The sequence below is a fragment of the Serratia sp. 2723 genome (assembly GCF_050434425.1).
Classification (GTDB): domain Bacteria; phylum Pseudomonadota; class Gammaproteobacteria; order Enterobacterales; family Enterobacteriaceae; genus Chania.
In genome coordinates, this window is sequence record NZ_JBNDIN010000006.1 from 67,063 (window position 1) to 90,760 (window position 23,698).

Consider the following 23,698-nt stretch of genomic DNA (forward strand, 5'->3'; position numbering starts at 1 on the left):
CTTACCCCTTGAATTTTCTATATATCTTTCTGGCAACATCCATTAAGCGTGGATTCTTCATCAAGAATTTAACTGCAATGAACCGCGTTTTTCCTAGAAGTTTCACTTTTGCAGCAGGATGCAACGAAAGTAAGCTAACGAAAACAAGAGGTCGCGAGCGAAATTTATCAATAATGTAATACCCTTTGATATTATCGCGTAAGTCCTTTGTCATTAATGCAACGACCAAATCGCGATAATCATCTTTACATAAGGCAATTATTTCTTTCATATGATACTGTTCAGAGGCAGCACGAAAGCGAAGGCTCTTAGGAATAACAGAAAGATAAGAGTCTTGTGCCGTGTTTCTTACCTCCCGTTCCCTAAGTATCTCCTGCCTTAATTTATTATTAACTTCATCAAGCATATTATGACTCATAAATTAACCCCAGCATGCCGATCACACTTTATTTGCGATCAATTCCATTTCACGACACAATCCATTTTTCCGGTTATCCTCTACAACATAAACATGACTGAAACCAGCTTCAGTAAGCAACTGGCTCAGGCTGGCTGTTGTGAACATTGTGTAGTGAAAATCACCATCGTAATCTTGTGCACCATAAGTCACCTTACGTAAGTCTTCGAAACTCATCGTACCGGATACATAATCGTTAATCATGCTATGTGCATCTGGGACAACAATACGTAATTGACCATTTTTACTGATTTTGCTGAACCAGTGGGGGAATATGATTCTCTTAAGCTCAAGCTCAGTAAAGTGTTCAGCTAAATGCGCACAATAAATTTCCTGCAGACTTTCATCCGCAAATGGTAAGTCTTGCGCTGACGCAATAACATCAACGCCAGGGATCTCGCGTGCATCAACATTGATGTATCCCTCTACCTGCACATGGCCACACCCAACATTGATGCTTCGAACACCAGCATCAAACTTTTCGCTATTAATCACTTTACTTTCGATGCTGGCTGATTCCGTCTTATCCTTAAAGGACCCTGTCTTCACCCGAAGCTCAAACATCAGTTCTTCACGCACAAATTCGAGACGGTCCGCAACAGTATGTACAGTATGATCAATTTGATGAAGGCTTTGTTTTTGGGAAGCTAAACCATCCTTAACTTCAGCCAATTCATTCTCTAAATGCCGTTCTTGGATACTTACCTGTATCTCCTTTAACCTTTCAACCTCTCCACCTAACAAATCAACTTTATTATTCAAACCATCCAAAACCTCAAGCACGGTTTTGTTATGGGTTACAGAATCATTAAAATGTTGAGTTAAGCGCTTAAAGTAATTTAAGATCAAAGTTTTTTCTCCAAATCAACTATTTGACAGTCAGCATCTAACCATGCGCTGCCAACGAATATTCTCTCTGGAGCAACCACATGAAAAGCTCCCAAACCATCAACCCAGTGATAACACTCCTCGTAATGGTCTCGCTCTTTATGTAACGCCGCAGAGACAGAAAACTCACCGACTCCAATATTCATATTTAGAACAAATTTAACTAACTTAGGACCTAAACTGGAAATATCAGCTTTTAATGCTAACGTATTAGTACCAAAAATAACATTGCCCAGCCTGTCGCGGATATGGAAACCCAACGTAAGCCCAGAACTGACTTCTTTATTATCTATTTCAAAGCAAAGCTCGTATTTCTCTGAGACAGTGAGCGTCTCTACTTTTGAACCTTTGCTATCAATAACGTAAAAATCATTGACTACCGCACGAAGATCTCCTGATATAGTTTTACCTTCATGAAGTTTTACCTCCATAATATCAGATGTCTTAGATAACTTAGCGTTATATAAATTCATAACGTCAGTTGGTACGGTATCAGCAACAATCTTGCCTTTCTCAAGAAGAATAGCTCGACTGCAAAGATTGGCAATTGCAGCTTGATCATGGGACACAATCAGCAGGGTTGTGCCACGTGATTTAAACTCTTTAATTCGAGAGAAACACTTGGATTGGAAATAAGCATCCCCAACAGAAAGTGCCTCATCAACGATTAAAATTTCTGGCCGCAACGCAGTTGCCACGCTAAAAGCCAAACGTACTTGCATACCACTAGAGTAGGTACGTACAGGTTGATCAATATACGAACCTATTTCAGCGAATTCTTCAATGTGAGGCATGAGCTCATTGATTTGCTCAATTGACATACCAAGTAATTGTCCAGACATGAAAACATTATCACGCCCGGTGAAATCGGGGTGAAATCCCATGCCCAGTTCAAGCAATGCAGCGACACGTCCATTAATCTTGACGTTCCCTGTCGTAGCCGCAGTTGTACCAGTGATAATCTTCAACAGTGTGCTCTTACCTGCACCATTGATACCAATAATCCCCACGGCTTCGCCTGGATTAACAGTAAAATTGATACCATCGAGGATTGTGGTAACACTATGCCTACAACTCTTGAATGGAGAAAACCATTCAATAAGACGGTCATAACGGCTATTGTATTTTTTATAAGACTTACTAATATTCTCTACAATTATACTGCTCATTATAATTCATCTACCATGTCGCCGGAATGCTTCCGGAATAAGTGAAATGCAGTTATCAAAAGTATCACTGACAACGTGGCAACTAGATATAAATTACTCCAATCTGGCCATTGTTTTTTTACAAAAATGCTTTGATATCCCACAATGAGTCCTGTCATTGGGTTGAGCATTAGCCATTGGCTAGCCCACTTAGGCAAAACATCAATGATATAAATTATTGGTGTGAACCAGAACCAGAATTGAAGCAAAATAGTCATAAACTGTGAAACATCACGAAAAAATACGTTTAAAACGCCTAATGTAATACCTAACCCCAAGGCAAAAAGCACTTGGATAATTAACAGCGGAATTATGCCAAGAATATAAATCCCTGGAAAATTATTTGTAAACAGTAAAAATGCAATGTAGAGGCTAAAAATGATGACAAAGTTAATGAAAGAGGTTCCCAATGAGATAACCGGAAGACAGATCCGAGGGAAGTTAATCTTCTTTAAAAAATTAGCATTATCTACAAAGACAGTCTGTAAACGCGTAACCAATTCAGCAAAAAGGCCCCAAGGTAATAACCCCGCACAGATATAAATACTATATGCAAATGGACCTGTATCGCCTGGCATCCTTGCTCGCATTACTTCTGCAAAAATAACAGTATAAACAATAATCATGGCCAAGGGCTGAAGAACTAACCACGCAGCACCAAGCATACTTGTTTTATATCTTGATTGAAAATCTCGCTTAATACTGCTACCAATAAACCCTCGATAATTGAATATCGACATTAACAATGCTTTCATTATTTATTCCCACCTAACAAAGTGAGCAACTCTTCTGTTTTAGTCTTCATTATACTAGTGTCAGCTCTTGACTCAACGTTAAGTCTTATTACAGGCTCAGTATTAGATGTGCGTAAATTAAAACGCCAGTCATCGAATTCGATACTCAATCCATCAGTTAAATCGATGCTAATTGAATCGGGTTGATAAACAGTGCGAATCCGTTCAATTACGTCATTTGGTCGTTCTACTTTACGGTTAATCTCGCCTGACGCAGGGTAGGCCAACATACGAGCACCAACCAACTGACTCAGTGCCTTACGTTTCGTAGAAAGTAAACCAGCCACCAACAACCACGGGATCATCCCACTATCACAGTAGGCGAAGTCGCGGAAATAGTGATGCGCGCTCATTTCCCCACCGTAAACGGCATCTTCTTTACGCATACGCTCTTTGATAAATGCATGACCGGTCTTAGACATAACCGCTACCCCGCCAGCCTGGTTAACAATATCAATGGTATTCCATGACAACCGCGGGTCGTGAATAATCTTGGCACCTGGATTGGTTTGTAAAAATGCTTCGGCTAATAAACCAACGATATAGTAGCCTTCAATGAAGGTTGCGTTTTCATCAAATAAGAAACAGCGATCAAAATCGCCATCAAACGCGATCCCCATATCAGCTTGGTGCTCCAATACCGCTTTTGCGGTATCAGCACGACACTCTGGCAACAAGGGGTTGGGAATACCATTTGGGAATTGGCCGTCCGGCTGGTTATGGACCTTAACAAAGGAAACGGGCACATTATCTTGCTTGAAACGCCGTTCAATCTCATCGACCACATGGCCGGCAGCACCATTCCCTGAGTTGATCACCAACTTCATTGGGCTTAGCGTCTTGGTATCAATGTACCCTAACAGATGATCTACATAATCATTCAGAATGGAGATCTGCTGATAGCTACCACGTTTGCTTTCATCAACCGGAGCGAAGTTATTCATTTCGGCCAATTCCTTAATCGCAAACAGGCCTGTATCGCCACTGATAGGCTGTGCATTCTCACGCACCAGCTTCATCCCGTTATAGTTCATAGGGTTGTGGCTTGCTGTAACCTCGATTCCACCATCCATATTGAGATGGAATGTGGCAAAGTAAACTTCTTCTGTCCCACTTAACCCAATGTCAAAAACATCTGCCCCGGCATCACGCAGGCCATTAGCCAAAGCTAATTTTAATGCTTCGCTCGTTAAGCGCACATCGCCACCCACGATAATACGCTTTGGCTTTAAATATTCGCCATAGGCTCGACCGATGCGGTAAGCAATATCTTCGTTTAACTCTTCACCAAGTTGACCGCGAATATCATAAGCCTTAAAGCATGTTAAACTGTTCATTAAAACCTCAAAAATTAGCAACGCCCGTAGTGATCTTTTATGCGGATAACGTCATCGTCCCCAAGATAAGATCCAGACTGAATCTCAATCAATTCTAGCGGAATATTGCCTGGGTTTTCTAAACGATGGATAACCGCAACTGGGATGAATGTTGACTGATTCTCGGTAATCAAGAACGTCTTGTCGCCAGTAGTCACTCTCGCGGTGCCAGAAAGCACAACCCAATGCTCAGCCCGATGGTGGTGCATTTGTAAAGAGAATGCTTCACCCGGGTTCACGGTAATACGGTTGACGTTAAAGCGTTTTTCGGCAACCAAAATATCGCAACGGCCCCATGGACGATATACCTCACGATGCCGACGATATTCACTACGCTTGTTCTTCTTCAGATGTTCAACAATCTTTTTGACATCTTGAACCTTTGATCTATCTACCACCAGCACAGCATCTTTGGTGTTAACAATCACCAGGTTTTCTACACCTACAGCAGCGACCAGTTTCTCATCAGTGTTGATGTAGCAGTCATGGGAGTCATAGAGGAAAGTATCCCCAGTTAGCGCATTACCCGCCGAGTCTTTCTTGCTTACTTCCCACAACGCCGACCAAGATCCGACATCACTCCAACCAGCATCAAGGGGAATGACCACCGCATCGTGAGTCTTCTCCATTACCGCATAGTCAACCGAATCATCTGGGCAGGCAGAAAACGCATCGCGATCAACATTGATAAAATTTTTATCGCATTCAGTGTTAGCAAGTGCATCGCGGCAGGCAGCAAGAATATCTGGGCGGAATTTTTCCAGCTCTTCCAGATAGCGCTTGGCGCGAAACATAAACATACCGCTATTCCAGTAGTATTCACCGGTCTCGATATAGCTTTGTGCCGTCTCACTGTCAGGCTTCTCTACAAACCGTTGAACAGGCGCAATCACCGAACCATTCTTACATTCCCCACGTTGAATATACCCGTAACCCGTTTCAGGCCCGGTGGGGACGATGCCAAAAGTGACCAGACTCTTTGCAGCCGCATGTGGCAGTGCCAGGTCAATGGCACGATGGAATGCTTCGACATCATTGATAATGTGGTCGGCCGCCAGAACCAACATGATAGGGTCATTGCCCTGAGCAACTGCATTCAATGCCGCCAGTGCAATCGCTGGAGCAGTATTGCGCCCTACCGGTTCCAGAATGATGTTATGCGATAACATGTCGATCTGCCGAAGTTGTTCAGCAACCATAAAGCGATGATCTTCGTTACAGATTACGACAGGCTCACTGACGCCGACACCATCAAGCCGTCTTAACGTTTCTTGCAGCATTGAATGGATGCTATGCAAACGCAGGAATTGCTTAGGATGGAGTTCACGGGACATTGGCCATAAACGACTGCCAGTGCCGCCTGCCATAATTACGGGTAGTAACATTATTTATCCTTTATTACGTTAAGCTAAAAAGCTTCAGGTAATACAAACACTTAATAAAAATACGCCAATCGCAGTCTTTACTCGCTTTCTCAAGTCATCACTCAGTTTAAATCCTCTTGGCAGCCAATATGTCATTATTCTGATTCTTACTCGAACCTTCATATTTTGTTACATCATGAAGTATAATGGTGTACCGTGGTCAGGCGGTCAAAAAACAACCAAAAAAAGCCTTTTCTCACTACCAGGTCAAAAAAAGCACGCTACCGCCCTTGGCTCAACAGCTACCAACAGACTGAAATTAAGTATAAATGTTACTTTTTGTCCAACACCTATGTTGAGTTAAGCACACAACAAGGCACACGATCATTACCCGAAAAGGTACTTACGGCCAATTGGATCGAATTTTTGTAGCGTATGCTACCACCTAAGCGGACAAAACACCTGTACATTGTCCACTCTTTCAGTTTAATCTGAAAACGGTTGTTGGTTTATTGAACTAGCCCTCCGACTCATCAGTAAATTTATTTTATATTAATGAATTAAGATAGAAGAAACCTCTAACTTTCATAACAAAGCTAGCAAATTGATAGCGTACTTATCATTTTATAAGTATAAAAAAAAGCCCGTGAATGGGCTTTTTAAGAATGTGCAATACTAAGAAATTTTCTTAGTTTTCAGTGGAATACCCCCGCGGATTACCCTGTTGCCAATTCCAAGCATCGCGCATCATCGTCTCCAAATCGCGTTCAGCATGCCATCCCAGTTTTTCTGCTGCCAAGCTGGGGTTTGACCAACACTCCGCAATATCACCATCACGACGAGGGACGACCTGATACGCAACTTTACGCCCAGATGCTTTTTCAAATGCACGTAGCATATCAAATACAGAGTAGCCTTTACCCGTGCCCAGGTTATAAACAGTGAAGCCTTTTTGAACATCAATATGGTCGATAGCTTTCAGGTGCCCTTCAGCTAGATCCATGACATGAATATAGTCACGAATGCCAGTACCATCCGGGGTTGGATAGTCATCACCAAAAATTGATAACTTCTCAAGTCTGCCGATAGCCACTTGCGAAACATATGGCAACAGGTTATTCGGTATGCCATTAGGATCCTCACCAATACGGCCAGACTCGTGTGCCCCTACCGGGTTGAAATAACGCAATGCCGTGATTGAAAACTCTGGTTCAGCCTTAGCAAAGTCTTGCAAAATCTGTTCAACCATCAGTTTTGAAGTGCCGTAAGGGTTGGTGGTTCCGCCAACACGGGAAGTTTCAACAAGTGGAACCTCTTCTGGGGTACCGTATACTGTGGCTGAAGAACTAAAGATGAACTGATGTACTCCGGCTCGGCGCATTTCATCGAGCAGTACCAAAGTGCCAGAGACGTTATTCTGATAATACTCTAACGGTCTGCGGGTTGACTCCCCTACCGCTTTCAGGCCAGCAAAGTGGATCACGGAGGAGATCCGGTGCCCAGCAAAGATACGCTTAAGACATTCCGCATCCCGAATGTCGCCTTGGTAAAAGACTGGCGCTTTACCTGTTAACTGTTCCACGCGGTGTAGTGACTCTTCAGAAGAGTTCGACAGGTTGTCTAGAACGACGACATCCTCTCCACGCTCTAGTAGAGCTAAGACTGTATGTGAACCAATGTACCCGGCACCACCGGTGACTAGAATTGCCATTGTTACTCCTTGCATGTGCAATGGGTGTGGAAAACGGTAAGGCAGCGGGTGACTATTCTACCCTTGAAATTTGCGGCGACTACCCTGTCAGGTAAATTTAACGTGGATAACTGGATTAATAGGATACGTCGCAATAAGCCCCCTCAGCTCTAATCATAAGCGAACAATGAATTCGCATTGTGTGATCTAAATGATGTAATAAGCTTGAAGGATTTTAACCGAAACGGTCTTCGGCGTATGGTTCCACCAGATGTTGGGCTAAGTTGGTATGCATGCGAGTCAACACACATCATGCAACCAGAGGTCAGGGTAGTAGCCATTGAGTTTAGCTGTTTCCAGCAGGCTATAAAGAGCATCTGCAGCTATCCGTACGCTATAATCCAGCAACCAGCAAGTACTTGCGGCCCACAACCACACGATGGATGCAGCTTGTTACCTATGCGCACAAGGCAATTGCCCAGTTAGCGCAGCAACACCGACCGCGTTTCAAGGTGTAGCCCTGCGCCTTGAGCACCTTAGATTGGGGGGCTGCCTGCGTTGAAGCAACAACAATCAATGATCAAGGGGGTTCCAGACAAGGACTTCACATAGCGCTGTCACCATTGGCATTATTATCCGTAGCCGGTGTATGATTTTGCGCTCAACCTTGTATAGTTCACGATTTGTGTCTAGAGCAAGTTTGGCTATAAGACTTTTGTTGGCAGTAAACAACTTGAAGAACTTGCTCCTAACAGCCCCCTTGACCTCTTGATCACTATCGAGCAACGCCTGATAACCAACATAGCAGCCTAACAAAGAGTACAGCCCCCCTTTGCCCTGGCTAACAGCCATGGAGAGGTTGACAGTCACCGTGTCGGCGCCTTCATTTTCAAAGAAAACCTATCATAAGGGAATAAAGGCAGCATGAATTGAAATGAAGGTGTCATTTTGATGATGCTTGAGCTAGTGATAAATAGTAGCTGGGTTCACATCATGCAGATAACAATAGTGCTGTTTTTTAGTAGGTCTTTATAGTGTGACCTTAAAATGGTTATTTATGTGAAAAGTAAAAGACTACCTCCTGAGGAGGTGGCTTTACACGACGCTCCCTAGAAGGGGGCAATATCCGAGTTAATCCTGTAACAACTCCATTTGCTGTTTGACCTCTTAGTCCTTCTTATCCTGATGCCTCACATATCGCCTGGTTATTTATTCGTTTACACCAACCGTATCGGCAAAGTATCCCCTTGCCCAAAAATGATTGCCCCATAGTTTCTTTCGTATATGTAGAAAACGGTTGTAAAGACGAATAGCACTGCGTCCTTTCAGGACGCCCATCAACGTCAATATCGACAGCTTAGGTGGCACTATCATCACCAAATGAACATGATCAGGTTGAATATATAGCTCAAGAATCTTCGCAATCCTTCATGTTGCACAGAATGTAAATCGTCCGGTACAGCTCCTCCCCCTACCTTGTCCCGAAGTATTTTAAATCGATACTTCGGGGGCTAAACCAAGGTGGTATTTGCAACGCCGGAACACATGTGATGAACTCCTGTATAAACCCATGTTGGTGATCTCCTCTTATCTTGTGGTGAGTAAGGTGAAATATTCCAGCATGGGTTTCCTTCAGGCTAGAGCCTCACAGGTTCAATCACCACCGCCCTTGGAGGTGGTTTAAGGCTGACAATCAAAGACAGCTGTTGTTTAACCACTACATCTCATTAGCCCACAAAGCTCATTATCATTTAACTAAGGAGCAGAGCAGTAAGGAGAGGCTAATTTTTCCAAAAATAGCAATTTAACCCTTACCAGGAAACATGAAGTTATTTTTACTGATAAAGTCTTCACCTAACAATCGAGAACTATCTTGAGAAATATGGCGTCCATCAAGTGAGTAAGGAATAAAGAACCCGTGTGACAGATACCCCTCCTTGTCACCATAGATAGACTTTCTATCCAAGAAAATAATATCCCTCCCATTAGATATCCCACTAAATAACTCGTGCGCCTTATTGGAGGATTCATCCTGGTTACTAGTAATATCCTTAGGGTCTAGCGTTTTGTTTTTAAATATTTTCGACAGAGCTTTTGCGTAAATATCAATATCGTAAATTTTAGGAGAAGCTAAAATAACAACAGGGACATTTAATTTATGTGCATAATTGATAAAATCGATAGTGTCGTAAATAAATCCTTTATCATAAACATCTTTCCACATCCCTGAAATAAAAATAACATCATAATCACTCAGATTCTTTTCCACATACCGCCTATTAAACAGGCATTGTTTATAAGCAGGATTTGATTTTTGACCTGTATAGCCATTAGTTAACCCAGGATAACACCAATTGGTTGTTATAGCATTAATACTAATGCCATACTTCTTCCCTACAACATCTATGAAAGGTTCATACTGTCCCGCAAATGAATCACCAAAAAGCAATGCTTTCTTTTTTGAGCTTTTATCACCGAGGACACAATTAGCCGCTTTCTCAGAGAATTTAGCTGAATGACCATCGTTAAAATCATAGAAGCAATACCCATTAGAAGCACGTGGCATCTGATGAACCATCATTACATTATTTAATAATCGAGCGTTTTCAGACCTATTAATAAAACCATCATTGAAATAAATTACGAGTGCTAGCGCCAGACAAAAAACATAAACAAACACATTAGTTAAATAATAATCCTTTAGTTTTCTCTCGACATAGGAGAAAGAAAACGCACCAAGAACAAAGGAAAAAAGAACCCCCAGAAGAATATAAAAAATATTATTTTCAACTTGATTTAACCATAAGTAAAAAACAACTGGCCAATGCCATAAATAAATAGAATATGACGCCCTTCCTATATATGAAAAAACTTTATTCCCCGTAAGAAAAGAGTTTGTCTGCCTTGATAAAATAACAAGCGCCGCCCCCAAGCAAGGTACTATTGCCAAAAAACCAGGCCATGTGTTCTCTGGTGAAATTAAAAAGTATGATAAGCCAATAAGAATAAACCCAAGATATTCATTTTTTTTATTTTCGAAATAATATAAGGCACTTTCTTTTTCTGAAATAAGGTAAACAATACCGCCAAAGCATAACTCCCATGCCCTAGTGGGCAAAAAATAGAATGCCACAGAGGGTTTTAAACTAGAGAGCGCTCCGCAAAGAATAAATGAAATAATGAAAACCATGATACTACACCACAGCAACCCATTATTTTTAGACATTTTGAAAAACAATAAAAACAAGAAAGGTATAGCCATATAGTATTGCCACTCAACAGAGAGTGACCATGTGTGAAGAAGCTCCTTTGCATGAGAGTCGGCATCAAAGTACCCAGACTCACTCCAATATATTATATTAGAAACAAATAGAAGAGAGGCTACAGCATGTTTGGATAAACTCTTATACTCTAAAAATGAGAGATTGAAATATCCAATTACTAAAAGAACAAGCACCAATATCGACAAAGGAGGAACTATTCTTTTTGCCCTAGCCTTATAAAATCTCCAAACAGAAAAAACTTTAGAATCCAGCCCCTTTTTTATTATACCAGCCATCAAAAAACCGGATATAACAAAAAAAACGTCAACACCAGCAAACCCTCCTTTCAAACCAACAAGGTTGAAATGAAAGAGTACAACTCCTATTATAGCCCAAGCACGTAACCCATTAATATCTTCGCGAAAACTTAATTTTGACATTCCTAATCTCTCAGCTTATCAGTTTCTTAGGCAAAATATTTTAATTATGAATTAATCAGAAAATTTACAATCATACACAAAAGAAAGGCGTTATATAAAACAAAGAATTGACAAGAAGAAAAATATCGCCATAATAAATATCTTATTTAAGAGGGGCTCCTTATGCTTTTAACATGCTTTAAGAAAACATCGATATTTTTAATAGTCAACACATGTGTTTTAGGTTTAGCAAACGCGAATCCATCAACCTCTCAGGTAGAAAAGGCATATTCATCAATAAATCAAAGAGGAAATATAGTAAATAAAAACAAGCATGTAATCTTTCCATTAGGAATATATTCAACCTTCGCAGATGAAAAAGATCTAAAAATAATAAAGAGCCTAGGGTTGAATACAATAACTAACTATAATTACGGTTACAGAACCGACGTAAATGAATTTATTAAGCATGCTCAAGATAATGATTTATATGTCATTCTTTCACTAAAGGACTTTTATTCTGGTTTAAAGTGGAGCCCAAAAGATTTTGATGATAACTACTTAGATAGATATTTAAACAACCTACAGCATAAAGAAAATATTATTGGGTTCAATATAAACGACGAACTCCCATCAGAATACAAAAAAAAAATACTCAACAATTATATTAAAATAAGAAGGAATGGATATACCCAACCTGTAATTCAGGTTTTTTCTGAAAAACAAGTAAATCAGCTATCCACAGCCAAAAATAGTGCCGATATTCTTTCCATTGATAGTTACCCTATCGGATTAAGAAAAAACTTAGGTTCTGTTTCTGAATATGTTAACAAAGTAAAAAATAAAAATCCATCTTCAACCTGGGCAATAATACAAATAATGAGTTGGTCACTATACAAAAAAGATTTGCCTTATCATTTACCAACCACTAAAGAAATAAAAAATCAAGCATACCAAGCAATAATTTCAGGTGCCAATGGAATACTATTCTACTCGTATAATGATCTTTTTTATAATGAGTATGGTAGAGCCCAGGCAAATAAAGAAATGGCTATGGAAAACATATCTAATTTAAAGAATGCCATTCCGGAAATTAAAAAATTAATCAGAGTATCTTTATCCGAAAAAAATGACAACACATATATGTCAACAAATGGATCTGTAATATATAAATATTATAGTACAAAAAATGAAAAATGGTTGGCTATCGTTAATACAAGCTACAATAAAGTAGAAGTAAAAAATAGTGAATTAAAGAAACAACTAGCCAACCACATTAACGCAACTGGTGATAAGGAGGCTATTTACATCCCACCGCTATTCAGTGAATTAATTAATATTTCCAATTAACTTCCGGTACAGATCATAATGTGCTTTAGCTGATTTATCTATTGAAAAATGGAGAGCCCTTTTATAAGGCAGCGATGATGCAACTGAAGACTCAATCAAGGATTCTAACTCATCACGCTGCCTGTCGTTATATCCCTCTTTTGGATATAACTCACCGATTACCTCAAGTGAAACTTTATAGTTATCGTTAACAATAGGAAAGCAATTGCTCCCCATAGCTTCAATTAAAACATTGGGCATCCCTTCCCTTTCTGAGAAGAACAGTATTCCTTTTGCTCTTCCATAATAAGAAAATAAGTCGTTTTTACTTTTATTACCTACGAATTCAATATTATGCCCCACTGCCAATTTGCAACAATGTGCATAGTACTCTTTATTAAATTCTGGTATCCCATCATTATTTGGTCCAATGATATACAAGGTCTTATCTGTAGCTTCAAGGTTATTAATAAAGAACACTATTGCCTTGTCAACGTTTTTTCTTGGAACAACAGCACCAACACAAACATATATATTTTCCTTATCAAAAATTGGTGATCCAACTAACTCAATACCGTTATTAATTACTAGTATTTTTTCTTCATTCAAAAATTTTTTATTCTTTTTATATATATCAATAGTTAAAGCATTATTGGCGGAAATTTGCTTATTGAATATACATTTAAAGAAGAATGGACTTTTTCTCTGTATCGATTCTAAATCGTCATGTCCATCTAAAGTCGATTTGAACAATACGGGTTTTCTTATAAAGAAATTAATCACTAATGGAAGTCGGTGAAATCCGTGCAGATGTATAACATCGGTTTTTATTATCAATTTTAAAACTGAAAAAAATTTAAAAATTAAACTTGATTTTTTCCTTATTGTCGATACCGAGAAGTAACCGTCAGGTTTCTTTACATCATCTGCATTGGAGTAATTTAAAAAAATCGAATCAACATTATATTTTTCATATAATACTATTGCCAACTTATATGCCTGAAAAGCAGCTCCGCTATAGCTATCCAAGTTATAGACAAAATGACTAACTTTCATTAAAACCAACCTCATCATTAATATTTTTTTTCATATCAAAACAAACAATATAGAAAAGCATCCAGTAGTAGAAAACGAAAGGAAAGTTTCTATTGAAGTCGTTTGCTAAAGAAAATATAAAAAACACAAGGTAAAAACAAAATAAGAATAGTTTGGCTTTAGTCTTGATTTTTATTATTTTGAAAAGGAAAATAATATTTATAATCAAGTAAATCAATGAACCAATAATTCCTCCATCAATGAAATATGTCAAGAATGAGTTTTCAATTATTAACCCACCTTTATCAAAGGTAGGATTGGAAATACCTAAACCTAGCCCGAATAAATAGTCGTCAAAGCTTTTGAAATGGCCGAATGCTGTGTTCCAGTTATAAACACGTTGATTTCCAGATATGGCATCACCTGACAACAATATTGATAGCCTATCCACTACGGCACTAATATCAATTTCAAAATTAAAGCCAAAAACTCCCCAGCCTAATATCGGTAATAACATTATTACAAATATACCTACATCCCTATTCTTCACTCTGTCCATAAGAATAATAAGTGAAACAAACACATATGCTATGACCGCTGTCCTGCTAAATGTAAACCCTACCTCTAAAAGGCATAGTCCCCAAATGGGCCAAAAATAAAAATGAAAAAATCTATTTTCTTTAAAAAAACAATAGAATGCTACAATGCCGATACAAAGGAATGCGCCTAAGTTTATTGGGTTCTCCATTGTGGAAATTAAACGATCACCAATAGCCAACGTAACATTACTCATTTCTGCTTTAGGAATACCATAAAGAAGTGTAATTATTGCCGGGTTAAGATACTCCAGAAAACCCACTATTAGTACAATGAAAAATTGAATTGATATAACCTTAAGTAATAAATCAACATCCATGATATCACATCTGGTTATTAGCAAGAGGATGAAAATAATAATATAACCAAATTGCAGCCTAAAAGCCTCAAAATATAGTGATAGATTATCGGCACGAAGAATAGTAAAGAACATAACTAATAAAAAAATAAAAACTATAGTAGCAATATAACTTTTAAATATTCGGTCCTGCGCCAGGACTAAAAATACCAAGGAAAATATAGCTACCGCTTGTAATAGCTCCTTGATAGCTCCAGTAATTGACACGCCACCAATATTTATTGGTATTCGCGATACTAACATCCCAAGGAAAGGTGAAAGTATAAATATTGCAAAAATTGAAAGTGACGCCACTCGCTTAAAAATCATGTCGAATATCCCTGGTACCAGAAAGTATCTTTCTTAAAAAGTGAATTTTACTCCCGCCAGGCAAATCACCATCTATAATTTTTTTAATATAGAAAATTATTGTAATCAACAAACCTTTTTTCATACCGTAAACACGACAGAATGCAGCCCCCTTAGCTCTTAATATTGCATCATTAGTTAGTTGCTTTCCTGAGGATTCCTTTGGATGAGTCATAACATTAATTTTTGTTCTCTTCATAGAAAGGCCATATTTATAAGCATCAGTTAAAAGAATAAATTCTTCACAAGATGGATACTCTGCTCCCAGTCCAAAGCGTTCATCATATTGTAATTTTGATCGTATGAATGACTCTCTTTTAAGACAGATTTCTATTGAACTTATTCCAGCAAGAGTATAGATATTTTCATTTTTTATATCTTTATACTTTTTAAAGTATTCGCCTTCAGGGGTTAATACCTGAGTGAACATAATATCTGAATCGGGGTTTTCTTCAAACTCATCGCATACTGAAAGAATACCAGATATAGAAATATCAACATCATCATCACATATCAGTAAGTACTTACCAATTGAATTATTTAAGGCTTCGTTTCTACTTACAGATAAACCTTTTCTATTCATTTGTATTATTCGTACATTTTCAGAAAAGCCTTTGATTATTGAATAAATTGATTGATAATCCTCATTTTTTATATCATCAAATACTTGGTGAACGATCAATACACCGATAGAATTTTCCTGTGCTGTTTTTTTGACCAAATCATATAATCCAGAAATTCTATCATTACACGTGGAAATTAGTAATTCGGCTTTCATACCCCCCCCTTTATATAAATCACAAAAAGATTTAAGAACATGATTTATTTTTTTTCCAGTAAATGGCATAAAAATATGCAAATGAAATAGCTAATAAAGTTCTAGCAAAAACAACAGTAATCACTCCACCTAATGCACCATATTTATATATAAATATAATAGCGAGTATAGTTGAAACAATAGAAACGTAAAGGTTTACCTTTCTATAAATTATATACTCACCTCTAGCAAGGAAGTGCATATGTCCAAATGCAAAAACAAAAGCACTAGAAAAAATACCAAGTGATATTAATTTTGTAGCATATGAAACATCTTCATTCCTGACACCGAGGAAAAACTCAACCAGTTGATCAGAAAAGAAAAATGCAATAAGTGCAGATGGAAGTGAGATGAAGAAAAAGCCAAATATTACTTTTTTATTCACCTTACTTTCAGTTGGCAATGTATTTTCTTTTATCAAGAACGGGAGAATAGCGCGAGCTAATGAGTACATAAGGTTTATAGTTGCCGAAGAGATCCGACTAGGAATAGAGTAAACTAAGAACTGAGCTCCATGATAGTACCCACCAATAAATATTGCTGGCAGCATATTATAAAAATTATTAGCAAAATCCCCCCAAAAAACATCAGCAGAATCTTTATAGTTACTTAGGCACCCTTTGAAAGAAACTCCACCTAACTTTAAGTTTCCAGTAACAACAACGGCAGCAGTGATGACTGATGGCAATACAACAGAGATAAAAGCCAAGTACTCACTCTTATGATGGTTTAATAAAAGAAGGACAATAGCCACACTAATAATTCTTGATATACATATTATCAAGGTTAGTTTCTTGACCGTTGAAATCGCAATAAAGTACCATTGTGATGTAAATATAGAGCCGATCCAACCTATTATCATTAGTGATAACAAGACAGGTATGTTAACGCCAACCGGAGAGAAATAAAGGTATCCAAATGTCACTGCAGCACATATCAGTAATATCAATATTTTAAAACCATTAACTTTTGAAATGAATTCATTCATCCCTCTAGTTCCATGATCTTTTATTGCAACATGTAGTTTTTTACTACCAACAGATATGAACCCAAATTCAATAACCGTCACAGAAAACTGAAATATAAAGGAAAATAAAAAATACTTGCCTAATTGGTCTTGTGTCAAGTAACGTCCAAAAATAGGCAACGTTAGTAAAGGGACTAACAAATTTAGTACATTAATGCTAGCCAAACTTAAAAAATTTTCTAGTATTTTTTTTATTTTCATGATTTTTAACGAAACACCGCCCTATATGCATAATGAACAAAAAAGACAGCCGAATCAAAATAACCTAACTTTTCAACTTTTCTATATATACCCCATTGGCTAATTGCTTTCTTAAACTTGTTTCTCGAAATAGAACCTTTAACAATTCTATATTTTGTAAGTGGAGCTTTATATATATATGCATGTTTTTCTCCTCCTCGTAACATACTCAACCATAGCGCATAATCCTGTCCCGTCCTTCTCAGTGGCATGCTGATTGTTCCATTATTTCTAATCATAACAGTGGAACAACCTAAAGTTGCCTTCTTCTTGAGGAGATCTCTATATCCAATCTTGTCACCAACATTCATATCGATAACCTTCCCGCAATCATTACCATCCTCGGTAATTATGAAATAAGGTGTAAAAGAAAAGTTTTTATCTTCATCCATGAATTTCACTTGCTCCTCCAATTTAGTTGGCAGCCAAATATCATCACTATCAATAAACGCTATGAACGCACCGGAAACATGCGATAAACTAACATTGCGACTTACTGCCGCTCCTGAGTTCTTTTCATTATGAAATACTCGAACCCTACTATCTTGTTGAGCAATTTCAGCTAAGATATCTTTAGTCGCATCATCAGAACAATCATCAGTAACAAGCCATTCCCAATTCGTATATGTCTGTCTGAAAATGGAAGAGTATGTTTCTTTAATAAACTTCTCTGAGTTATAGGTGGGTGTAATGATAGAGACTTTCATCTAACTATTTCCTTCTCAATTTAGCCTTTACTTAATAATGATGCGGTATTTTAAGTTATATTTATTTGCTAATATAAATGCAATGCATCTTAATAATAAAAAGAAGGCCGAGGATATATCGGCCCTATTTTTAACTATTCCTTACTTTTATACTCATATCCATAACTATAGTTTCCATCAGTATAACTTATGGCTGATTTCCTTATTACAGCATTAAGTATTACGCCCTTGATTGGTACCCCATCTCTCTCGAACCTGCGGATACTAACATCAACTTCTTTCGGAGTATTAGCACCGAAGCGGGCAACCATTAACGCTGTCCCAACATATCTGCCTATAATAGAAGCATCGGTTACCGCCAAAATAGGAGGAGTATCTACAATAACTAAATCATAGTTATTGCTAGCCCACTCAAGCAAATCAGAAAGCTGTGATGTCATTAACAATTCGGATGGGTTTGGTGGCGTATTTCCTCTTGAAATAAAGTCAAGTGAGTTTACTTTTGTTTTCTTAATTACATTTTCTTTTGGTTCAACTCCGGATAGATAATCAGATAAACCACTTCCTGGCTTTAAATTTATTTGTGTATGTAAGTAACCTCTTCTCATATCAGCATCAATGAGAAGAACTCGTTTTTCAGACATACTGATCACAGTTGCAAGGTTTAGACTCACAAAAGACTTACCTATCCCAGGACTAGCACCTGATATCATTAAGATATTATTTTTAGCTTGAATAGTGGCAAAGTGAAGACTGGTTCTCAAACTACGCAGGGCTTCGACAGCCAAGTCTGCTGGATTTTCTATAGCAAGAATTTCACTTCCATCACCATTCGGATTCATTTTCCTCTTACTAGCTGCATCTTTTGACTGTTGCCAAACTGACAACGGTATATTAGCGTAAACACTTATACCTAACTCTTCCAATTGCTCTGCACTATCAATTCCTTTATGGAAAGATATACGTGCAAAAACATAGAAAATAGATGCTATAAATCCAAAAATCAATGAAACCAAGATAATAATTATTCTTTTAGGTTTAACTGGCTTTGGCTGAGTAATAGCGTTATCAATGATCCTTACATTACCGACCGTACTAGCTTTAGTTATGCTCAACTCTTGTTCTTTATTAAGCAATTGCATGTAGATTTCTTGTCCGGCGCTAACTTCCCGAGTTAACCGTAGTATCTCTTGCTGAGTTTTCGGTAATCCCTCGACTTTTAAGTTCAACTTTTCCTTTTCAAGCTCTAATGCTTTTCTTTTTTCTAAAAGGGTCCTATAGGCAGGGTGTTCTTTTGTATAAAGTTTTGATATTTCCGCCTCTTTGAAAGTTAACTCATTTAATTGCCCGTCCAATTGAACACTTGAGTCTAATACTGACTTGGCTTCGAGCGATAAATCAACTGATTCATTTTTCTGCCTAAACTCATTCAGCTTACTTTCCGCCACATCAAGGCTAGCTCTAATTTCAGGCAGCTTAACTTCAAGGAAGTTTAAACTTTTACCTGCTTCTTCAGATTTTCTTTCAATATTTTGTAATAAATAGTTTTTTGTTATTGAATCTACTATTTTCTGTATTTGATTAGGTTCAGTACCATCAAGACTAACAAGAATTACTCCTGAGTCTTTCGCCGCATCATTAACATTAATATCATTCTGTAATTTGTCAATTGCTAATATTTTTGGAACTTTTACAATTTCAAACTGACGCCCAGATGTAGCATTGATATTATCTATTAGCATCAAAATATTATTACTACTTTCTGCTTTACCAAACTGTCCTTTGACAAGTACCTTATCATTATAACTCAACGAATAAGTATTTTTATCTTCGACTGTTAAGACCAAAGTCTCATCTATTAGCTGCTCAGGAATTTTTAAGGCTTTAATAGCAACTCTTTCAACTCTTTCTCCCATCAATCTTGCAAATCCACGCCCCAGAATTGGAAAGTACTTTTGCTCAACTTGTACACTTAAGTTTAAATCATCTACTGTCTTGCCTATTACTAATCTAGATTTTATTAACTCCAACTCAGCTGATGACTTTGGAGAGGCTCCTGGCATAATTTGGCTTAAATCATTTAAAATACTCCCACCAATATTTTGTTCAACCTGAACCAGTGCATCAGCACGATATACAGGAGTTGCAAAAAGGCTATAAATTATACCAAGGCAGGTAAAAGCCGAAGTAACAGCTATTACTAGCCATTTATGATCAATTACAGCACCTATCATCTTTGATAAATTAATTTCATCAGGATTAGTATCAGATGAAAGCAATTTATTATTCTTTAAAGACATTTCATTTCCTGTGGCGTTATTTGGTTAGCATTTTTTCCCAATGCCCAGCGGCCTCATCAAGCAACTGGAAAACATGTTCGAAGAGCTCATTACTTCTCCTGTATGGATCAGGAACATCAATTTGCTTTAACCAATGCCCAAAAAGCATTGTTTTCCCTCGAGCTTCTGGAGAAATCTTTGTTATTGCATCGATATGACCTTTTTCCATTACTAAGATCAAGTCACTATCTCGACACATTTTTGATGTCACCTGCCGAGCAACATGATTATTTAAATCAACATTATGCTTTCTGGCTACATCGAGTGCATGTTCATCTGCTGAATGCCCCACTAATGCACTAATTCCTGCAGAAGAGATTTTTTTACCAGGGAGCCTATCTTGCAACAACCGCTCCCCAGTTGGGGAACGGCAAATATTTCCCACACAAACGACAAGTATATTATTAAACATTAGTTTGGCCAATTCCTCATCCAACGTACCGACTCCGTCATATTATTGACTCCAGTAATAGTTGGCACTAATTGACTGATAACACGGTTCCAACGTACAACAGGTGCCGTTGTCACATAAACGATATCATAAGGCTGTAAATGAAACTCTGTTCCCATCACTAGTGCGGCCGCGTCAGAAGTATTTAACTGGTAAATATTAGCTAACTTCTCGCTCTCTTTCCCACGTAGTGAACGTATTACAAACACCCCTGTAGCATCTGACATAGCCTGATCTAGGCCTTCCGCATTACCTAATGCCTCAGTCAACGTCATACCGCTTCTATCCATACGCAAAGTACTCTGCTTCTTCACCTCCCCCATCACAAAGACTTTCAAGTCATCGTTACGAGGAATATAGAGAATATCACCAGGGTACAAGAGGTGATTCTGCTTAAGATCGCCGTTTTGCATCAGTGCTTGAAGAGAAATGCGTTGCTCTTTACCATTATGCGTTAGGACCACATTGCGCCAGTCGGCGTTCTCAGTTAAGCCGCCAGCACTGTTGATAGCGTCTAAAACAGTTAGTGGCACGTTTGTGATGGCCTGTTTACCTGAGGTTGCAACTTCCCCTGTAACATAGACCTTCTGAGAGCGGAATGCCGCAATGCTGACATCAACCTGTGGTGACTCAATATATTGAGCTAAACGGGACATGATGACGGTGCGAATTTCAGCAATTGTCTTACCGGCAACTTTCACTTTGCCAATATAAGGATAGAAGATTGTGCCATCCGAATTTACCCAGTTACCGGTATCACTCGCGCTACGGTACTGCCCTGCCGGGGTCGTTAGTTCTGGGTGATCCCACACGGTCACCATCAGAACGTCGCCTACACCAATGCGATATTCATAGTTCTGAAGTTCCGTTTCCAACGCTGTGTTTGCCTGCGCCACAATCGGGTTTGGTCGCATTTTTTCAATCAGCTTAGGCGTCATTGGGTAAACATTAACCAATTTACCAATGTTAAAATCAGCGTCAGATTGCTTTACAACATCCTTGCCTGAAGTCGAGAGATGTGAGCCAGGTACCACCGTGCATCCACTGATAAAGCTGGCAGAAATCAGTAGCGGTATCAGCTTAAATGTAACTTTTATCATCTAATTGTTCACTATTATGAGAAATGCTATCCAATCTAATGTACGAACATTATAAACGGAAAACGGCTCAATAATGAGCCAAAGTAGCAACAAAACAAACGATTAATCATTTGTTTGATGGTGAACCTTCCGCTTCGCTCATCGCTGGCTTGTGGTTCGATTTACGGATCCAGGTCAAAATTTTCCATACCCGGGTAATAGACCAAAAATAGCCCGCGAAAACAACCAAAAATAACCCTAGCATCAGCAGTTCGGGTACACCTAACCTATCACCAATGACCCCGATTGCCGCCAATAAAGATGCAAATGCAACAATGGCAAAAAGTGTCTGGCGCGGCCCTAGCCCTGCTCTCATCAATATGTGATGCAAGTGCTCACGGTCGGGTTTGAAAGGGCTATCTCCCCTACGGATCCTACGCACCATAATTGTTGCCATGTCCATCAATGGTACCGCAATCACCCACAGTGCAGATACCGGTTGCATCACAGCTTTATCACCTTGAGTGGCCAAAACCAGCAGCCAGATAACGGTAAAACCGATCAGAGTACTCCCCGCATCCCCCATGAATACTTTGAAACGTTTCCCCATAGGAATGCCAAGGTTCAACATGATATAGGGCAATGATGCTATCAACAAACATAAGCACCATTTTGACAGTTCGGAGTTACCGCCCAGTGCAAACACCACAGAAAGCGCACCAAAAGTAACGCATGATAGCGCACCTAGTAATCCATCAATGCCGTCAACCATATTGAACGCATTGATAGCCCCCCAAACCGCAAACAAGGTTATAAAATAACCAAACGCCCCCAATGCCAGTTCGCTACCTACAATAACATGACCAAGACTTGCCAAATACAAGCCTGACCACATCATAACCCCAGCCACCAAAGCCTGAATTCCAACTCTTGGCAACACAGGTAAATCAAACCGGTCATCTAACACACCAACCATCAGCAGGATAGTGGCACAGACCATGTACAAAGTGAACTGAGGCATCCAATCTGGGTGCAATGCATAAAGTACCCACAAAGCCAGGTAGATAGAAACCCCGCCTACTAATGGGATATGTCCGTTATGCTTTTTACGAGCATTTGGCTTATCCACTAAACCAACATAAAAAGCTAGCTTCCTTGCACCTAACAGTACAAGAAATGCCCCGATAAAAACAACTATCAACTCTTGCATATTTTCACCATAATCAAGAAGTTGCAACTCCCAATCCGAGTCGTACAGCTACGTTACTGCTATTGGCCTACCAACTACCAATGTATTGCAGTAAGGGGCAACCATACTTACTTACGTCACATTTTCTTGTGGGGGTTACCAGAACTTACCTATCAAACCTGTCTTTCACTGATTCAAATTCAGCACAAGCATACAAAATCTTTACTAATGTCAAATTATGATGACAAGATTCTTATACTATTAACCGCTCGAAACAAGCCTTAGATAGGTCGTGAAATCCTTTTCGGAATAAGGCTACTCGTTAACTTGCAATGCTCAAATTTTTGGGGATAAAAAAACATTGATATTTTGATTTTTGAAATTATTATTCGAAATAGAAAATTCTCAAAGTATTCATTTAGCCCCGTTACATCCGCATTTCAATATCAGCATTGATGACCAACAAGCTACTCGACCTATACCCTTGATCGCCTCTCAAAGTCAGGGAAAGCTACCTTGAAAGATAAAATAATTTGAAGTGCAATTTCTTAGGTGTAGTAACGAAGAGTTTAGGATATCGACTTATCAATCAATGCCAGCAATCAATAATGTGTATAGTCTTTGAAAATAAACCACCTCAAATGCCAGCTAGTCTTGCGGCTACCGCTAGACTAGCTGGCATTGATGAAAAGCAAATTGCAAACTTTCCAAACAAAGCCAACT

Annotated in this window: 18 protein-coding genes and 1 pseudogene; 1 reads left to right on the forward strand and 18 read right to left on the reverse strand. The window is 38.6% G+C overall.

Annotated elements, in window-relative coordinates; genetic code table 11:
• Nucleotide 1: 1 nt before the first annotated feature.
• The 9 genes and pseudogenes from ABIE29_RS11005 to ABIE29_RS11045 form a co-directional block, all read right to left on the reverse strand.
• Nucleotides 2–418 carry a hypothetical protein gene (locus ABIE29_RS11005; RefSeq protein WP_429618715.1) on the reverse strand — a complete coding sequence of 139 codons (417 nt, stop codon included), beginning with the start codon at nucleotides 416–418 and terminating at the stop codon, nucleotides 2–4.
• A gap of 21 nt (nucleotides 419–439) precedes the next feature.
• Nucleotides 440–1,306 (reverse strand): class I SAM-dependent methyltransferase, encoded by an 867-nt coding sequence (locus ABIE29_RS11010; RefSeq protein ID WP_429618717.1) that lies wholly within the window; start codon nucleotides 1,304–1,306, stop codon nucleotides 440–442.
• On the reverse strand, nucleotides 1,303–2,514 hold the full coding sequence (locus tag ABIE29_RS11015) for an ABC transporter ATP-binding protein (protein ID WP_209555158.1): 1,212 nt from the start codon (nucleotides 2,512–2,514) through the stop codon (nucleotides 1,303–1,305). The genes ABIE29_RS11010 and ABIE29_RS11015 overlap by 4 nt, the downstream gene beginning before the upstream one ends.
• Nucleotides 2,514–3,308, reverse strand: a complete 795-nt coding sequence (locus tag ABIE29_RS11020; protein ID WP_309048707.1) for an ABC transporter permease — start codon at nucleotides 3,306–3,308, stop codon at nucleotides 2,514–2,516. Before ABIE29_RS11020 ends, ABIE29_RS11015 begins: the two co-directional genes overlap by 1 nt.
• Complete coding sequence (gene cpsG / locus ABIE29_RS11025) at nucleotides 3,308–4,684, reverse strand: phosphomannomutase CpsG (protein WP_429618720.1); 1,377 nt, start codon at nucleotides 4,682–4,684, stop codon at nucleotides 3,308–3,310. The genes ABIE29_RS11020 and cpsG overlap by 1 nt, the downstream gene beginning before the upstream one ends.
• Before the next feature lie 14 nt (nucleotides 4,685–4,698).
• Nucleotides 4,699–6,108 carry a mannose-1-phosphate guanylyltransferase/mannose-6-phosphate isomerase gene (locus tag ABIE29_RS11030; protein WP_429618723.1) on the reverse strand — a complete coding sequence of 470 codons (1,410 nt, stop codon included), beginning with the start codon at nucleotides 6,106–6,108 and terminating at the stop codon, nucleotides 4,699–4,701.
• Nucleotides 6,109–6,775: 667 nt separating this feature from the next.
• Complete coding sequence (gene galE / locus ABIE29_RS11035) at nucleotides 6,776–7,798, reverse strand: UDP-glucose 4-epimerase GalE (protein WP_429618726.1); 1,023 nt, start codon at nucleotides 7,796–7,798, stop codon at nucleotides 6,776–6,778.
• Nucleotides 7,799–8,944: 1,146 nt separating this feature from the next.
• A pseudogene (gene tnpA, locus ABIE29_RS11040) lies at nucleotides 8,945–9,349 on the reverse strand (IS200/IS605 family transposase).
• Between the two features lie 232 nt (nucleotides 9,350–9,581).
• On the reverse strand, nucleotides 9,582–11,480 hold the full coding sequence (locus tag ABIE29_RS11045) for an acyltransferase family protein (RefSeq protein WP_429618727.1): 1,899 nt from the start codon (nucleotides 11,478–11,480) through the stop codon (nucleotides 9,582–9,584).
• Nucleotides 11,481–11,642: 162 nt separating this feature from the next.
• On the opposite strand from ABIE29_RS11045, the gene ABIE29_RS11050 reads away from it, so the two are divergent.
• Nucleotides 11,643–12,809: a hypothetical protein gene (locus ABIE29_RS11050; RefSeq protein WP_429618728.1), complete on the forward strand. Its 1,167-nt coding sequence runs from the start codon at nucleotides 11,643–11,645 to the stop codon at nucleotides 12,807–12,809.
• On the opposite strand, the gene ABIE29_RS11055 is transcribed toward ABIE29_RS11050, so the two are convergent.
• From ABIE29_RS11055 to wecA, 9 genes are all read right to left on the reverse strand, one after another.
• Nucleotides 12,789–13,844: a glycosyltransferase gene (locus tag ABIE29_RS11055; RefSeq protein ID WP_429618730.1), complete on the reverse strand. Its 1,056-nt coding sequence runs from the start codon at nucleotides 13,842–13,844 to the stop codon at nucleotides 12,789–12,791. The two genes, ABIE29_RS11050 and ABIE29_RS11055, sit on opposite strands and share 21 nt — an antisense overlap.
• Nucleotides 13,834–15,087, reverse strand: a complete 1,254-nt coding sequence (locus ABIE29_RS11060; protein WP_429618733.1) for an O-antigen ligase family protein — start codon at nucleotides 15,085–15,087, stop codon at nucleotides 13,834–13,836. The genes ABIE29_RS11055 and ABIE29_RS11060 overlap by 11 nt, the downstream gene beginning before the upstream one ends.
• On the reverse strand, nucleotides 15,077–15,904 hold the full coding sequence (locus tag ABIE29_RS11065; protein ID WP_429618734.1) for a glycosyltransferase: 828 nt from the start codon (nucleotides 15,902–15,904) through the stop codon (nucleotides 15,077–15,079). Before ABIE29_RS11065 ends, ABIE29_RS11060 begins: the two co-directional genes overlap by 11 nt.
• Before the next feature lie 31 nt (nucleotides 15,905–15,935).
• Nucleotides 15,936–17,171, reverse strand: a complete 1,236-nt coding sequence (locus tag ABIE29_RS11070; protein WP_429618735.1) for a lipopolysaccharide biosynthesis protein — start codon at nucleotides 17,169–17,171, stop codon at nucleotides 15,936–15,938.
• Between the two features lie 5 nt (nucleotides 17,172–17,176).
• The gene (locus ABIE29_RS11075) at nucleotides 17,177–17,917 is read right to left on the reverse strand and encodes a glycosyltransferase family 2 protein (RefSeq protein WP_429618736.1); all 741 of its coding nucleotides are present in this window, start codon (nucleotides 17,915–17,917) and stop codon (nucleotides 17,177–17,179) included.
• Between the two features lie 134 nt (nucleotides 17,918–18,051).
• Nucleotides 18,052–20,217: a polysaccharide biosynthesis tyrosine autokinase gene (locus tag ABIE29_RS11080; protein ID WP_429618737.1), complete on the reverse strand. Its 2,166-nt coding sequence runs from the start codon at nucleotides 20,215–20,217 to the stop codon at nucleotides 18,052–18,054.
• Nucleotides 20,218–20,233: 16 nt separating this feature from the next.
• Complete coding sequence (locus ABIE29_RS11085) at nucleotides 20,234–20,668, reverse strand: protein tyrosine phosphatase (RefSeq protein ID WP_429619061.1); 435 nt, start codon at nucleotides 20,666–20,668, stop codon at nucleotides 20,234–20,236.
• The gene (locus ABIE29_RS11090; protein ID WP_429618739.1) at nucleotides 20,668–21,807 is read right to left on the reverse strand and encodes a polysaccharide export protein; all 1,140 of its coding nucleotides are present in this window, start codon (nucleotides 21,805–21,807) and stop codon (nucleotides 20,668–20,670) included. Before ABIE29_RS11090 ends, ABIE29_RS11085 begins: the two co-directional genes overlap by 1 nt.
• Before the next feature lie 106 nt (nucleotides 21,808–21,913).
• Nucleotides 21,914–22,996: a UDP-N-acetylglucosamine--undecaprenyl-phosphate N-acetylglucosaminephosphotransferase gene (wecA, locus tag ABIE29_RS11095; RefSeq protein WP_429618742.1), complete on the reverse strand. Its 1,083-nt coding sequence runs from the start codon at nucleotides 22,994–22,996 to the stop codon at nucleotides 21,914–21,916.
• Between the last annotated feature and the right edge of the window lie 702 nt (nucleotides 22,997–23,698).

What these genes read in the sequence shown, in the direction of transcription:
- galE (WP_429618726.1), bottom strand. Translation starts at nt 7,798, where the DNA reads ATGGCAATTCTAGTCACCGGTGGTGCCGGGTACATTGGTTCACATACA.
- ABIE29_RS11030 (WP_429618723.1), bottom strand. Translation starts at nt 6,108, where the DNA reads ATGTTACTACCCGTAATTATGGCAGGCGGCACTGGCAGTCGTTTATGG.
- ABIE29_RS11080 (WP_429618737.1), bottom strand. Translation starts at nt 20,217, where the DNA reads ATGTCTTTAAAGAATAATAAATTGCTTTCATCTGATACTAATCCTGAT.
- ABIE29_RS11005 (WP_429618715.1), bottom strand. Translation starts at nt 418, where the DNA reads ATGAGTCATAATATGCTTGATGAAGTTAATAATAAATTAAGGCAGGAG.
- ABIE29_RS11085 (WP_429619061.1), bottom strand. Translation starts at nt 20,668, where the DNA reads ATGTTTAATAATATACTTGTCGTTTGTGTGGGAAATATTTGCCGTTCC.
- ABIE29_RS11075 (WP_429618736.1), bottom strand. Translation starts at nt 17,917, where the DNA reads ATGAAAGTCTCTATCATTACACCCACCTATAACTCAGAGAAGTTTATT.
- ABIE29_RS11015 (WP_209555158.1), bottom strand. Translation starts at nt 2,514, where the DNA reads ATGAGCAGTATAATTGTAGAGAATATTAGTAAGTCTTATAAAAAATAC.
- wecA (WP_429618742.1), bottom strand. Translation starts at nt 22,996, where the DNA reads ATGCAAGAGTTGATAGTTGTTTTTATCGGGGCATTTCTTGTACTGTTA.
- ABIE29_RS11050 (WP_429618728.1), top strand. Translation starts at nt 11,643, where the DNA reads ATGCTTTTAACATGCTTTAAGAAAACATCGATATTTTTAATAGTCAAC.
- ABIE29_RS11045 (WP_429618727.1), bottom strand. Translation starts at nt 11,480, where the DNA reads ATGTCAAAATTAAGTTTTCGCGAAGATATTAATGGGTTACGTGCTTGG.
- ABIE29_RS11060 (WP_429618733.1), bottom strand. Translation starts at nt 15,087, where the DNA reads ATGATTTTTAAGCGAGTGGCGTCACTTTCAATTTTTGCAATATTTATA.
- ABIE29_RS11020 (WP_309048707.1), bottom strand. Translation starts at nt 3,308, where the DNA reads ATGAAAGCATTGTTAATGTCGATATTCAATTATCGAGGGTTTATTGGT.
- ABIE29_RS11070 (WP_429618735.1), bottom strand. Translation starts at nt 17,171, where the DNA reads ATGAAAATAAAAAAAATACTAGAAAATTTTTTAAGTTTGGCTAGCATT.
- ABIE29_RS11055 (WP_429618730.1), bottom strand. Translation starts at nt 13,844, where the DNA reads ATGAAAGTTAGTCATTTTGTCTATAACTTGGATAGCTATAGCGGAGCT.
- ABIE29_RS11090 (WP_429618739.1), bottom strand. Translation starts at nt 21,807, where the DNA reads ATGATAAAAGTTACATTTAAGCTGATACCGCTACTGATTTCTGCCAGC.
- cpsG (WP_429618720.1), bottom strand. Translation starts at nt 4,684, where the DNA reads ATGAACAGTTTAACATGCTTTAAGGCTTATGATATTCGCGGTCAACTT.
- ABIE29_RS11065 (WP_429618734.1), bottom strand. Translation starts at nt 15,904, where the DNA reads ATGAAAGCCGAATTACTAATTTCCACGTGTAATGATAGAATTTCTGGA.